The sequence below is a fragment of the Alteromonas sp. KUL106 genome (genome assembly GCF_009811415.1).
Classification (GTDB): Bacteria; Pseudomonadota; Gammaproteobacteria; order Enterobacterales; family Alteromonadaceae; genus Alteromonas.
In genome coordinates, this window is record NZ_BLIG01000015.1 from 143,403 (window position 1) to 157,574 (window position 14,172).

The 14,172-nt window shown below is 41.5% G+C and carries 9 protein-coding genes; 3 read left to right on the forward strand and 6 right to left on the reverse strand.

Going from position 1 to position 14,172, the window contains the following annotated elements; genetic code table 11:
• The first annotated feature begins 139 nt into the window (after positions 1–139).
• From GVO63_RS05685 to GVO63_RS05695, 3 genes are all read left to right on the forward strand, one after another.
• Complete coding sequence (locus GVO63_RS05685; RefSeq protein WP_159578447.1) at positions 140–2,389, forward strand: EAL domain-containing protein; 2,250 nt, start codon at positions 140–142, stop codon at positions 2,387–2,389.
• The gene (locus tag GVO63_RS05690) at positions 2,390–4,246 is read left to right on the forward strand and encodes a sensor histidine kinase (protein ID WP_159578448.1); all 1,857 of its coding nucleotides are present in this window, start codon (positions 2,390–2,392) and stop codon (positions 4,244–4,246) included. It begins immediately after the preceding gene.
• A gap of 309 nt (positions 4,247–4,555) precedes the next feature.
• Positions 4,556–7,003, forward strand: coding sequence for a zinc-dependent metalloprotease (locus tag GVO63_RS05695; RefSeq protein WP_159578449.1), 2,448 nt, complete (start codon positions 4,556–4,558; stop codon positions 7,001–7,003).
• A 184-nt stretch (positions 7,004–7,187) separates the two neighbouring features.
• Here the strand turns inward: GVO63_RS05695 and GVO63_RS05700 are convergent, their stop codons facing one another.
• The 6 genes from GVO63_RS05700 to GVO63_RS05725 all read right to left on the reverse strand — a co-directional run.
• Positions 7,188–7,763, reverse strand: a complete 576-nt coding sequence (locus GVO63_RS05700; protein ID WP_159578450.1) for a 4Fe-4S single cluster domain-containing protein — start codon at positions 7,761–7,763, stop codon at positions 7,188–7,190.
• Complete coding sequence (locus GVO63_RS05705) at positions 7,760–8,263, reverse strand: hypothetical protein (RefSeq protein WP_159489458.1); 504 nt, start codon at positions 8,261–8,263, stop codon at positions 7,760–7,762. Before GVO63_RS05705 ends, GVO63_RS05700 begins: the two co-directional genes overlap by 4 nt.
• The gene (locus GVO63_RS05710; protein ID WP_159578451.1) at positions 8,260–8,472 is read right to left on the reverse strand and encodes a DUF2997 domain-containing protein; all 213 of its coding nucleotides are present in this window, start codon (positions 8,470–8,472) and stop codon (positions 8,260–8,262) included. Before GVO63_RS05710 ends, GVO63_RS05705 begins: the two co-directional genes overlap by 4 nt.
• Positions 8,465–10,594 carry a hypothetical protein gene (locus tag GVO63_RS05715; protein WP_159578452.1) on the reverse strand — a complete coding sequence of 710 codons (2,130 nt, stop codon included), beginning with the start codon at positions 10,592–10,594 and terminating at the stop codon, positions 8,465–8,467. The genes GVO63_RS05710 and GVO63_RS05715 overlap by 8 nt, the downstream gene beginning before the upstream one ends.
• Positions 10,594–12,273 carry a hypothetical protein gene (locus GVO63_RS05720; protein WP_159578453.1) on the reverse strand — a complete coding sequence of 560 codons (1,680 nt, stop codon included), beginning with the start codon at positions 12,271–12,273 and terminating at the stop codon, positions 10,594–10,596. Before GVO63_RS05720 ends, GVO63_RS05715 begins: the two co-directional genes overlap by 1 nt.
• On the reverse strand, positions 12,270–14,172 hold a 1,903-nt coding region (locus GVO63_RS05725; RefSeq protein WP_159578454.1), incomplete at its 5' end, for an AAA domain-containing protein. The genes GVO63_RS05720 and GVO63_RS05725, both read right to left, overlap by 4 nt.

Genomic DNA, 14,172 nt, shown 5'->3' on the forward strand with positions numbered 1-14,172 from the left:
AATATATATTCGGAAATTGCAAATAATGGTGAGTTTTATCTATGATTGAAGAGGAATAACAAAGATAAGCCACTCGAGGGTATCTCAATTATGTTATCGAGTCCCCTCAGGCGCAAGGATGGAATTAGATGGAGCAACCATGTCTATAAGACGACTAGTTGAATTCGATAAGGCAAATAGTCAAATTGGTCAAAGTCATAACCAAACCTGCTGGACCGTGTTGAGTGTTGAAGACGACACCTTTTATCAACAAACGCTTCGCTTAGCATTGAAAGGTTTGCAGGTAAATGGAAAGAGTGTCGAACTTATCTCTGCAAGTTCCGCTGCTGAGGCTTCACTCATATTGTCCTCAAGAGATGACATATCTGTAATTCTTCTTGATGTGGTTATGGAAACGGACGATGCCGGACTTCGTCTTGTTGATACCATAAGAAGTATCATGGGTAACAATCGAGTGAGAATAATCTTACTGACTGGTCAACCCGGAATGGCGCCACATGAAGACGTCATGAAGCAATATGATATCGATGAATACTGGATAAAAACGGATACCACCGAAGCGCAACTGCGTTCATCGGTGACCAGTAATGTTCGCACCTGGCATTATTTGACGGAACTTTATAACGCAAAACGCAGCCTGCAAATGCTTGTTGACGCTTCAAGGGTAATTACATCGAAGCGTGACATTAAAAGTTTTACGAGGACGGTTTTATCTGAGATAGCCAAGGTTATTGGAGTTCCCAGTGAAGGGGGAATTGTTTGCGCGCACCATTCTGCAAATAAATCGCTTAAAGAGTCGGAAGTGATAGCGGTAAGTGGTCGCTTTCAAGTACATCAGGCAAACCTTGTCCAGGATATTCTGGAAAACCCAGATTTTAGAGAGAAGTCAGAGGTTTTATCGTTATTGGAGAAGGCTATGCTTAGCCGAGAACACTGCTTTTCTAAAGGTTTTTCGGCGCTTTATTTTTCGACCGAAGATGTCGACAAGCGCGCTTACATGATTTGCGTGCAAACCCCAAATACACTGTTGCCAGAACACATTACCCTACTAAAAGTATTTTGTGAAAACATTCACAACGGTTTCAAAAATTTGGCGCTTTTTAACAGGTTGTCACAACTTGCCTATTATGACTTAGAATTGAATGCGCCCAATCGAAACTGGTTAGAACGAGAGATTTCTCAACTCGATGATGAAACCTTATCAAATTCAACATTGGTACTCGTTGATGTAAAAAACTACGCCGAAACGGCAGTGATGTTAGGTAAGCGCTACATACGAAGCTTGATTCACTCTTTCTATGAAGCATTGTTGAGTGAATTTCCGCATGCATCCGCGATATGCCGGATAGATGATAATCAACTTGCTCTACTATTTCTTGATAACGGCGGGGTCGACTCTAAAAAATTAGCTCGGTTGACCGAAAAAAAGATTGTGATTGACGGTGTTCAGCATACAGTACTGTCGACAGTTGGAGAGATGTCGCTTAAGCAAAGTGTTGACTGTGAAGCGTCTGAAATAGTCACAACAGCGCAAATTGCAGTAGCATCGACCAGAGAGAAAAAATTAAATTATTCAAATTTCGATGTCAAAACAACAGGGGAGATAGCACAACGACAGCTCATATTACATGAACTATACAGTGCAATGACGTCAACAAGCGAACTCGACATCGCGCTGCAGCCTAAAATTAATATGAAAAACGGCAAACTCATTGGCGCCGAAGCGCTTATTCGATGGCTAAAGCCTGACGGCACCGCTGTACCACCGGTAAAATTTATCCCTATCGCTGAGGCATCCGGATTGATAAATAAAATCGATCTTATTGTGCTTGAAAAAACAATTACTGCAATTGAAGCACTTTCTCAACATGGGCTAAGCATTCCCGTTTCATTTAATGTGACATGCGGTGAATTGCAAAACGATGGCTTTGTTGAAGAAGTGGTAAACTCTCTGAATTCAAGCAAAATCGATCCTTCACTTCTCGAGATAGAGATTACAGAAACCCAGGCCATGGAAGATTATACTATTGTTAATCCCATCCTTAAAAACCTCAGGCAACGAGGCATCAAAATCAGCATAGACGATTTTGGTACGGGCTACTCTTCTCTTGCGCATATCACTGATTTAGCTGCAACAACGCTTAAGCTTGATAAGAGTTTTGTATCAAAGTTGTCGGGTGAAGATAAGGAGGCCGGCGTTGCGGTGTGCGAAATGGTTTTGCGTCTTGCAAATAGGTTTGATTTTGACGTGATTGCGGAGGGCGTCGAGTCGGAAATCGAACGGTTGGCACTTATGGATATTGGATACGAAATTGCGCAAGGTTTCTATTTCGCGAAGCCGATGGCACTTCCCAAATTTATCGACTGGGCTAAGAAAAGGCCGCAGTAGTTGAAGTTACTTTCGATACCTAAATTATTAAGAGACAAAAACATAGCGGTGACGTTGCTGTTTGCGTTGCTAATGTCGATGTCCGTAACTGTAGCGATTTTTTTCACTTTAATTGATAGCAAACTTAACGAAGTGGCCAATGCGCATACCATGATGCTGAGTAGGGCAAATCAATCTCTTAACACAAAATTAGGAGATATTCGAAATAGTACCGTGCTTATCAATAGTCATGTTATCGACCTGCTACAAGCCAACGACGCTTCCGCTGCTGATGTGTTTTCTCATATTGGCAAAAACCATCCCTCTATTTCACAAATCCGCTGGTTGTCTAGTGACGGCCAAGAACAGATTCGCGTTAATTTCAACGAAATTGGGCACGAGGTTGTTCCGGATGAGAAGTTGCAAAACAAAAGTGCCCGTTATTATTTTAAAGAAGCACTAAGAAACAAAGACGGTAAAGTCTATTTATCGCCTATCGATCTCAATATGGAAAATGGCAAGATAGAACATCCTTTAAAAACCACTATCAGAAGTGCTATCACGGTAAAAGAGCATCCCTTAGGTGAAGGGGTATTTATCATTAACTTTGCTTTGAATTCTCTTTTTGATGAATTGCGTCTTGTCAGCAGTGACATAGCGAAAATACTTGTGGCAAAAGGCAACGGTGAGTGGATGCTTTCATCGAATAAAGATGAAGAATGGGGGGCAATGCGAGGCTTGCAGAACACGGGCGCAAACGTTCGTTTGGCCAAGCTTTGGTCTGAAGTTATTCAAAGTGGCAGTGTGTCTATATGGCGTGACGATAACAATGCGATATACAGTGCAATAGTGCTTAACCCTGAAGGGACGGAAAATTTAGAGAAGGAGTCCGTCGTTTTATTTGCCTACTCACCACCTTCCATTTATAACACTCAATTTTATAGTGCGTTTTTACCCGCTTTACTTGCAGGGGTGTTTGTTTGTATCGTTTTCATATCGTGGTTCCTAAGAGATAGATACAAGTCAATGAAACTCGATGAATTAGCGAGCCGGCTTGCAGTTGAACGCGATGCCCTTAAAAAGACGTTAAAAGAGCGCGAATTACTCCGAGAGGAATTAGTTGAATCAGAAAAGTTAGCGTCACTTGGTTTACTTGTTTCTGGCGTTGCACACGAACTCAATACTCCGATTGGTGGTGGCATCCTGGCAATAAGCGGATTGCAAAAAAAAGTTGCAGCGCTCAAAGCGCTTTTACCAAATAATCTAAGCAATACAGCGCTTTCTGATTTTTTAGTTTACACCGATGAAGCCGTTGATCTTGCATTAAATGGGCTCAATAGAAGTGCCGAAATAATCAAGCGCTTCAAACGTCTTTCTATCGACAGAGGAAGTGACGATATTATTTCTTTTTCATTGGGCGAATTGCTCAGTGACCTCATTGCTTCAATGAAGCCCTTGTTAAAGCCTAAACGTGTTTCCATAGTCCTTGATATGGATAATGATATTCAAATGCAAAGTTACCCCGGGATAGTGTCACAAATCCTACAAAATCTTTTGAGCAATGCTGTCGAACATGCCTTTGATGGAAATCTGGGAAATGAAATTACTATTGCAGTTTCTGGAAAGGATACGGTAACTATTGGGGTTCGCGACAATGGCAGTGGTATCTCGAAGAAACTCATGAACACACTCTTTAACCCTTTTGTGACAAGCGCTAGAGCTAGAGGCAATTCAGGGTTAGGCCTTCACTTGGTGTATTTATGGACAGTAAATAGTTTGCACGGAAAAATCAGTGTGAAAAGCGATGACCAGGGTGCCGAATTTACGCTAGTCATTCCTGCTAATATAGCGCATCTCGAAGCGGATAGCGTCGCCTAATTAAGTTTTTACCCATTTTACTCCCTAGGTCAATGACTTCAATCGGGTATGAGACCATGAACATCTCGCAATTCAAACCGCTGTTAAAAAGCACTAATGCTATGTGAAAAGTTGTGCCTACTTTCTACGCTTTTTAGATACGTACTTCACGATAAATTGTGCTCTAACACCTAACTGGGGCTCACTAAAGGCGGAGCGCGTTCTTTATTTAATGACAAACGAAAACAAGACATTAAAGCGATGAATTACCTTGGGCAAAAGCCGTTACATAGGGTAGGCTAGAATTTCAAAATAATAAGGATTAACTGCATGCTGCAATTGAACATTTTTCATAAAGCGGCGCGACAGGTAAAAGCATCAGGTAAATTGGCCATTGCGTTTACGATATTGTTTGTCGTGTCTACGTCTTCAGCTTGGGCTTCGTTACCGGGCATTGGTGAGTTCACCAGCGATATGATCAAAAAAGACGGACTGATCCCCGTCTACTACGATAATGAAAGCGACAAAGTATACTTAGCGGTGCCAGCAAACAACGCGGAATACTTGTTCCAAAGCAGCTTGCCGTATGGCGTAGGGTCGAACGACATTGGACTTGATCGTGGACAACTAGGCGACACTCGCCTAGTCAGCTTCGAAAAATTTGGCAATAAACTTTTATTAAAACAACACAACACCAAATACCGCGCAGCCTATGGCAGCGATGCTGAAAAGCAAAGCATAGATGAAGCCTTTGCCGACTCGGTCATTGCTGGTTTTACGGTTGTGGCTAAAGACGACAGCGCCAGCCTTATCGATTACACCCCATTCTTATTGAGTGACATACACGGCATTGGCAATCGCTTAGCAGGCACGAACCAAGGCAGCTTTAGCGTAGATAAAATGCGAAGCGGTGTGTATTTACCTAAAACCAAAGGTTTTGAAAAAAACACCGAGTTAGAGGCATTAGTCACCTTTGCTGGTAAAAAGCCGGGTGAATACATACAACAAGTTACGCCTGACCCAGAAAGCTTATCAGTACACCTACATCATTCGTTTGTGGCACTCCCTGACGATAATTACACGCCCAGAGAGTATCATCCATATTCAGGCTACTGGAAGTTCAGCTACTTCGACTATTCAACGCCTATCAGCGAGCCTATCGAACAGCGTTTTATTACTCGCCATCGTCTATACAAAAAAACGCCTCACGCGGCGAAGAGCGAAGCGGTTGAGCCTATTGTGTATTACCTCGACCCTGGTATTCCAGAACCCGTAATGACCGCGCTCAAAGAAGGCGCGAGCTGGTGGAATCAAGCCTATGAAGCCGCAGGCTATAAAGATGCGTTTCAGGTGAAAGTACTGCCAGAAGGCGCTGACCCAATGGACGTGCGTTATAACGTCATTAACTGGGTACATCGTGCAACACGGGGTTGGTCATATGGTTCGTCGGTTGTCGACCCGCGTACGGGCGAAATTATCAAAGGTCATGTAACACTTGGCTCACTGCGTGTAAGACAAGATTATTTAATTGCCCTTGGCCTAACCAGCCCATTTAAAGACGGCAACACCGACACCACTGCGCAGAAAGAAATGGCTTTAGACCGCATTAGGCAATTGTCTGCTCATGAGGTAGGGCACACCTTAGGCATAGCGCACAATTTTGCGGCAAGTGAAAACAACCGTGCTTCGGTAATGGATTATCCTCACCCTAAAATCAGTATTAAAAACGGCAAAATTAGCCTAGAAGGCGCCTATGACAAAGGCATAGGTGCGTGGGATATACATGCCGTAGCATATGGTTACCAAGACTTTGCCAGCGACGCAGAAGAAGCTGAAGCCTTGGCAAAAATTATCGTAAAAGGTCGTAATGAGGGCTTAAGCTTTAAGTCAGACCCCGATACCCGCAGTAGTCGTCATGCATCAGCAAACGGCCATATGTGGGAAAATGGCAGCAACCCGCTAGATGCCTTCGATGAAATTTCACAAGTGCGCGAAATGGCGTTAGCCAATTTAGGTTTGGACACTTTAAGCCTAAACAGCAGTTTATCGTCCCTTGAGAATGCCTTAGTGCCTATTTTCTTACTTCATCGCTATCAGCTAGAGGCCGTGGCAAAGCAAGTAGGCGGCTTAGTTTATGAATATGAGCGCAAAGGTGACTACACCCAAGCGCAGGGCCAACAGTTTGTAGCACCAGCGGTGCAGCAGCGCGCTATGCAGCAGTTAATTACGGCCACTACCGCCGATTACCTGACGATTCCTGAATCGGTCCTCGCGCTTATTCCACCTACAGCCTACGGCGACGACATTACTCGTGAGCACTTTACGGGCAAAATGGGGTTAATGTTAGATCCTGTCTCTGCCGCCGCTTCGGCATCGAACTTTGCATTTGAGTTGCTATTGCATCCAGAGCGCTTAAACCGCTTAGAGTGGCAAACAAGAAGCACTAAAGACCGACGCAAAAAGGTGGGCGTTTCTATGTTGGTGAAGCAAATACTTAACGTACACTGGTATAAAAATAAGTCGCAAAGCCCATTAGCAAAACGCCTACAGCTAGTGGCGTTAAATGCAGTGATGAAAGCTGTCACTAACGACAAGCTAGCGCCCGAAGTAAGAATGGAAGCCGAACTTGCACTGCTTGAATTCAGCGAGTGGTTAGAGGGTGAAGCTGACGACAATCAGTATGAAATACTGAAACAGCAGTTTGATACTTATTGGGCTAGTAAGACGTGGCCAAATACCTTTGAGGTAGAACCTCTACCGCCAGGTTCGCCGATTTAGAAAAGCTTAGATGGTTATTTCCCGTGGTTCGTTTTTGAAGCTGAAATTATTTGCACTGTTGCAAAATTAATGAGTATGTTTTGGTTACCCAATGTTGAAAGTGAAGTGTCTCTGGATAGGCTAATGACTCAGGTAATTAGTTTAGAATTGTATGGTCCGCAAAAAAATCTAATTGATTTTTACTTCACTTTTTCAATTCAGGGTAACCAAGCGTCGTGATATTACCATGCTCTGAAATAATAATTTCAATTTCGTTGGTTTCGTGCGAGTGCCTATCGAGCCGTGAACGTTTGGGGTAGAATATTTCTTGGTTTTCTGAGCCTCGCCAGCGAAGGTAAGTATTTCTTTTGTCTTCTTGGTACCTCCCTGCAACTATGATGTCTGCGTATTCAAGAAGCGGTTTCCAATATCCCATTTGTTTCAGTTCGTGCGGTTCGTAACCTGTGTAAGTCATTATTGATAGGCTACTATGCTTCCGTATTTCTGATAGAAGCCAGAGCGTATTTTCAGGTTGTTGCATAGGCTCGCCACCGAGAATTGTTATGCCATCTATGTTTGAGGCCCGCAAAATTTGTTGAAGCAATTCAAAGCGGTGGATTAAGGTTCGAGGCCTATTTGGCCACATCTCTTCATTCCAGCAACCTTTACATCCAAGAGTACAGCCCTGCACCCATACTGTATAACGCGAGCCAGGGCCATATATATGAGTGACGGGCTCAATATGAGAAATGTTGAAATAATCTGCTGGCTGAAATTTCATATTGTTCGTGAGCATACTAGCTGAATTTTTCCGTTTATATGCTTTTCTTTAACGACATAGCCTTGCGCTTTTGCTCGCTCAATGGCTCGCTTTCGAGTTTCCTCTACTCTAGCTTTACGCTCTGCCTCAATACGTTGCTTTTCCAACTCAGCTAGATATTCAAGGTAAATGTTATATTGCTTTGTGTACTCAGCGGAAAGCTCTTTTAAAAAGAGTCCAACCGATTGATATTGTTTGCTAGTTTTACTAACTAACCTCCCATTCATTTCACTTGAGTCATGAAGTAAAACCCATTGGTCATTCACAAGGCGAAAGTATTGATGCCCGTAGTAATCTTTGCGATTTGTTATTATGTCACTCACTTGAAGTGGGTTGCTGTGGTTAAAGGAACTTACATTGTCAATTGTGACAATAGTTGGCTCGTAACCTAATACGTCTAGTGCATTTACAAGAACATCTTGAATTGTAAATGGGGTTGCTGTGGTGATTACTGCACTCAAAGGCTGCCTCGATTATTGGTTATGGTTCGATTACTCACTAGTTCATTTGCTTGGAAATATTCATCTGTCTTTTTAATATTTACTATATTGAGTTCTTGCTCTAATAAGCTTTCTACTGCTTCTAGACAGGTTTCTCCTTTGAAGCCATCCGTCTTCGCTGTGATTTTTCCTTCATCATCAATCGTGAGAATCACTTTTTGCTCAGGCATTTTCTTTTTCCTGTTCCCGCTTTATGCATAAAGCAGCTCCTAGCCGAACTGCATCCTTTCTTGCTTGTTCAATGTGCTCTTGAAAATACACAACTAAGTACAGTTTATTATTTGCACTGAATAGCTTTAAATTATTTGCAGGTAATTCAGCTGACGGCCAATTGATATTGAGTGATTGGTCTTCTTTGATACCAAGCTGTTTATCAAAGTGGTCGGATAGTTCCTTCGATATAGTGTTTTCGCTCTTGTGATCTTCCAATGCTTGCTTGCAGCTAACGACATTTCTTTTTGACTGCTCTACTTTGTCGGCAAGTGTTTCTAGTGACTTTGATAACTGATTAAGTTGTGAATTAGCGTTGTTTATCAGACTTTTTAGTTCACCAGGCCACTTTTTCGCTGCTTTGCTGGTTTTAATTAACTTGCTAAGCTCTTCAAAGTTCGATGGAGTATTTTCATACTGTTCGTTTTTTTCGTTGAAAGACTGTAATTTCTCTTGCGCTTGACTTTTAACAAGGTCTTTTTTCTTCTTAATTTCTATAGTTTGCTGCTCTTTTCTTGAAACGCTTTTTTCATAAGCATCTTCACTTTCCCTTAGTTTAGCTAGAAGCGATTCTTGTTTTTCTTCCCACTGTTTCAGCGCCTTAGCTTTCTGCTTTTCAGCCTCAGTATCTTTTTTCCTGCGGGATATATCAAACCCCACCTTTTTTAAAAGCGCCATTTTTTCTTCACGGTCAGCTGGTGAGCTTGAGCTTGGCAAAAAGCTGCTAAGCTCTCTCAAATTTCCAGTGTTTTCCTTCACCGCACGATTCTGACCCAGCAAAAACTGCTTTAATTTTCCGATCAATGGACCCTTTTTTAATTCATCAAATGTTGACTCTAAACTTTCTATTTTAGCTCTCAGCGTATTTATAGCTGCATGCCATTGTTTATCAGCTCTTCCCCATTGTTCGACTAACTCAGCTTGTACTGCGCCTTTTGGTAAATAGGGAGGATGGATACGTACATCGTACTGAACGCTCTTAGCAATGTTATTCTTTTGAAACCCTGTTTGGCTGCAAACAAGTGTCGATGGTTCAGCGTCTAAAAACTCTTCGAAGGAGTCGCAAATGAAATCTTTAAGTTCAGTAGATATATTTTCTTTGCAAGTAAGAGGCTCTGAGTTTAATGAATCCGGGTATAGAATCGCTTTGCCAACTATATTTTCAACAGTCGTTTCGTAGGATAGCTGCCATTTCATGGAAGCAATTAACTCTTCCAGTGAAGTTTTAAGCTCTAAGGCTTGTTGTCCGTTAAGTTCTAATGCCCAATTTACGCTGTTAGAATTAGCTTCGTCAGGGAGAAGCCATATTTTATTATTGCCAGCGCTAATCGTTGGTAAGTTTCTTTCTGCTAAAGCAACGTGCAGCTGCTTTTCAATACTTGAAGATACTAATTGATTCAGCTTTCTACTCGCTATAACTTTTGCTTGTAGTGCAGTTGATAACTGAAGGTCAGTCGTACGCTTTGTTTGGCAAAGAAACTCAGCGGTGTCACACTTCAAATGATCGTTTAATTTATGCGCTTGATGAAAATCATGATTGGTTACTATTTTCGTATCAAAAGATGCGACTTTCGACTCTTCACCTTCAGAGATCTCATGCGTAGCGCTATTCCAGAATAAATAGCAAAAGCTTCGATAGCTATCATCGAGTTGGCTTTTATTGAGTGTTGCTTGATAACCACCAAGGTTAATACTGCCTCGTGCATTTAACGTATTACAGTCTGAAATCCACAGACTTCCTACTTGTGCAACGCCATACCGAATAAAACAGCGGTCTTTTAGTTTAGCAATTACTGAGGTGTTCTTTTTTTTATCGCCCAAACATAGATAAACACGAAGATCTTTTTCATCTACATTTTTACGAATGATATCTACGTATTTTTCTTCTAAAGCGTTGGTGCTAATAAAAAGGGTCTGCCTACTCCCATTAAGAAGATCTTTTACAGCCTCGTCAGTTGAGGGGGTAAGCCACTCGGTTTTAAATTTGCTTTCTTCACAACCTTGACTGATGAACAATGGAGGTAAAGGATGCGATGAAAAATCTTTGGTGAATCGCTCTTCTCTAGCAACTATTTGCTCCATTAGTTTTTCTCCAAATACTTTAAAAGGAACTCGGGCAAATCACTGCGCGACATTGGCGTAAACGTGGGGTAGCCGACTACTTCCCATTCATCATTTTGTTGTTGTCTTAAAAAGTCTAGGCTAGTACTGACTTTCCATATTCGTTCATTCTGGCTTGTTTCTATAATCCAATAACGGTCGTGATTTTCTGGTTTGTTTTTTTCAAAAAAGTCGAGGTCCCAACCATGGGGCTGAATTCGTGTCTCACTATTTCTAGCCGTTAAAAGTGTGCCTGGGCAAGTGTTTGCTATTGCATTAAGAAGTTGCTCTTGCTTATCTGTTCGATAGTATCTGTCTGAAATAAATATACTCGTTATACTGCGATCGTTTGTTAAATGCTGGAGCAGGCGTTGAGGTGTTACGCTGTCTCCACTCTGCAAGGTTAGCGGTATACCTTGCTGGCTGGTTTGTGATGGAATTAGGTCTATTGTTGCTGCAGCATTCCAGTAGGCCCTCTCTCTTCCATTTTCAGCTAGTAAATCCAAAATTTCTTTTTGTCCAATCGGCGGTATATCTAAGTGTGCTAACTGTTTTTTACTTCGCCACAAAAGTTGATCTTTCTCTGCCTGCAATGGGGATACTGGTCGTTGAGTGAAATAACCTTTTAGCCATGTTTGAAGCCAAATTTGTTGATCACTTTTACTATCTGTAGGCTCAATGTTAATAGGCTTGAAACTTTTAATATGCATTTTGCCGACTTCATGAATGTTCAGCGGCTCAGCTGGTAAATCTCTTATTTTGCATGCATTTAAAATAGCAAAATCATCTATTTTGTCTGAAAACGGTAATTGTATAGATAGCCTTTTTGCTATCCATTCACCTTCGAAGTAATCAGCCACAGAGTCGTAAACAACAGTGGTTGGTTTTTGGCTTTCACCTTTAAATGAAAGAGGCAACTCGACTTCATGTTGATGAGCATTTTGCGGGTTACCACCGTGTTTCTTTTCTGGCCACTTAACTTTTACGTTGCATTTCAACTCTACGCTGTTATTAGCATCAAGATTCCAAATTAGCGTAGCATCGTGGCCCATAACTTCTTCAGAGATAACATCAATATCTTTAATTTCCGTATGACAAGTCTTCCAACTTTTGGATTCCTTATCGAACACTGAACATTTAGCTCCACCGTTTATAAAGTGTAGCGTTCTACCTTGCCCTTTTTTGCCTAACGTCTTGCCTTCAATATTAGGACTAAGCGCATCAAGGCGTTGTAACGCTATCAGCTGATTTCCTATCAGTGGGTGTTCGCAGAACCAAAGTTGATATAGGCCTTTTTCTTCAAGTTGAATTGTACCTGTGCGACGGAGCTCTTGCCCTTTTTCGGTAAGGTCAAAATTATTATCATATACGCCGATTTTTTTTAAGTACTCTCGAAGTCTAGGCGGTAATTTATCTGTATTTAATATTCGTTGTAAATCTTCTCTATTGTTAGCAATAGAAAGGGTAGCAATAGCGTGAAACGCTTTAAGTCTTGTTTGCGATTCTAAAATAGTAGCTTTGCTTTGGCTTTGGCTTTGGCTTTGCTTTGGCTTTTCTGTGCTTTTCTTCCGTGGAGCGTTGTTGCGTTTTTTAGGTGTTTTTCGCTCGGGTTCTTTTTCTAATAACACTCCAAGATCGGCAAGGCTGTTTAAGGTTGTCATAGTTCAGTTCCTTTGACGGTATAAGTGCTTCGGGCTAGATTTTTTAGCTCGACCGTAGGTGATTTGTTGGCAAAGTAATTTTCATCTCCAACTATCACCAGTTGGTATCTTGCGCGAGTAATTGCCACATTAAGACGGTTAGGGGAGTCAAGAAAGCCATCTCTCTCGTTATTAACCATAGATAGAATGACTAAGTCTGCTTCCTGCCCTTGGAAGTAATCGACAGTGGCGAGCTTTACGTTGGTATCTTTTAGTTTAAATGTTGAATAGCCCTTATTATTTCCAGAAAGTTTTTGGAGCTCAGAGCGCAGTGCATTTTCTTGGCCTTTATAAAAAGTAAGTATCGCTACAGTAAATGGTTCTCCATCAATATTTTTGCTTCCTTCTGCCCAATCTGCAAAGCGGGAAAGCTCTTCCATGACTTGTTTTACTTCTGCATGGTTTTTATTCTTGTTCACTCTCGCGTTTTTCAAGCTTTTAGGAACATCAACCCAAATTTTATGGCAACACTGGCCGTTACGATTGTATCGCGTGTAGTTCCACTCTCTGTTGTGAGAAACTTTACTGCCATTTTTTAACGACTTTCCATGGTAAAATTGTTTACCTGGGAATTTGGATATATCTGGATGCATTCTATGTTGGTAGCTAAGTGTTACTTGTCGGGCATTCTTCTCACTCGAACGAAAGCCACCATTCAGTGTGTGCAAGCTGTCTCTTTTTCGCTTTTGTAACCCAGCACCAGATAACGCTTCTAAAACAGATGGAAATGCAATATTTTTCAACTGAAAAACTCGACCTTCTGTATCTTCAGTTTTTGGCAATAACCGTTCTATCGTTTTTTTGTAATTACGTGTTTTATCGTCGAACGAACTTACTAGCCTTAACCAGTACAAACGTTCCAAGCGCCAGCAAAGCTCTTCTGCCCAACTCGTGGCTTTAAGTCCTTTCATCAGTTCAGAATAGATCTCTTTAGATGAATGGTAGCTTGACCTTCTATCACTCCATTGTTGCGAATTCTTAAACAATTTATTGTTTACAAATGCATGATGACTATCTTGCCATTCGGATGAAAGTACCACGGCGTCGGCAGGCAATTTGTCTTGTATTTGTGCAAGCGTATTTTTTTCTACAAACAGGATATTGTTCTGCCAAAGGGGCAGATAGTCTATTGGTTTTCTATCTATTACTAACAGTTGGTCAACTGCCTCATCGCCCAACTCCCATCTTTTCGCTATTTCTTTGTTCAAAGATTTACAAACGTCGTGACTTACCGGCAATACAAGTTGATTAGTGAACTTATTATACTTATCGCGCAATTGTTCAATTAAAAAGCAGGCCTCTTGAATCGCTGAGCTGAGTAAGATGTCTGGCTTTTTTCTGTATCCCGGCCTAAGCATTAACTTTTGCAGATTAGCGACAATTTGTTCTCTATCTGTAAATGGGGAAAGCTGCCGAATATCACCAACCAAAATATGCTTAGCTGCGTAGCGTGCGGGTACTAGAAACTCTTGAAAAGGTGTTTTGCTGCACTCGTCTATAATCATCACATCGAATGCTGGTGTAACGTCGGGAAGGGTTACATTCTCGTTGTTGAACAGGCGCATGATCCCAATGGTTGTTCCACATACAAGGTTGGCACTATCGACCAGTAGTTGCTCGCTGCATTCAAAATCGACACTATAGTCTTTTTTTAGGTTATCAAACTGATAATGTTCTACTCCCCTCGCGTTATTGGCATCACCAATACGAAGAGGAAATACTAAATCTTGAAGACTATTACTATCTATCCGCTCTAAAACATTATTAATAGCCGCGTGTGTTGAAGCTGTTAATAACACGCGTTTTCCTTGCTTAACCAATTGAACAATGAGTTCTAATATCGCAGTCGTTTTTCCTGTG

Excerpts from the sequence above, each read along its gene's own strand:
- GVO63_RS05685 (WP_159578447.1), top strand. The coding sequence starts at position 140 with ATGTCTATAAGACGACTAGTTGAATTCGATAAGGCAAATAGTCAAATT.
- GVO63_RS05695 (WP_159578449.1), top strand. The coding sequence starts at position 4,556 with ATGCTGCAATTGAACATTTTTCATAAAGCGGCGCGACAGGTAAAAGCA.
- GVO63_RS05700 (WP_159578450.1), bottom strand. The coding sequence starts at position 7,763 with ATGAAATTTCAGCCAGCAGATTATTTCAACATTTCTCATATTGAGCCC.
- GVO63_RS05710 (WP_159578451.1), bottom strand. The coding sequence starts at position 8,472 with ATGCCTGAGCAAAAAGTGATTCTCACGATTGATGATGAAGGAAAAATC.
- GVO63_RS05715 (WP_159578452.1), bottom strand. The coding sequence starts at position 10,594 with ATGGAGCAAATAGTTGCTAGAGAAGAGCGATTCACCAAAGATTTTTCA.
- GVO63_RS05720 (WP_159578453.1), bottom strand. The coding sequence starts at position 12,273 with ATGACAACCTTAAACAGCCTTGCCGATCTTGGAGTGTTATTAGAAAAA.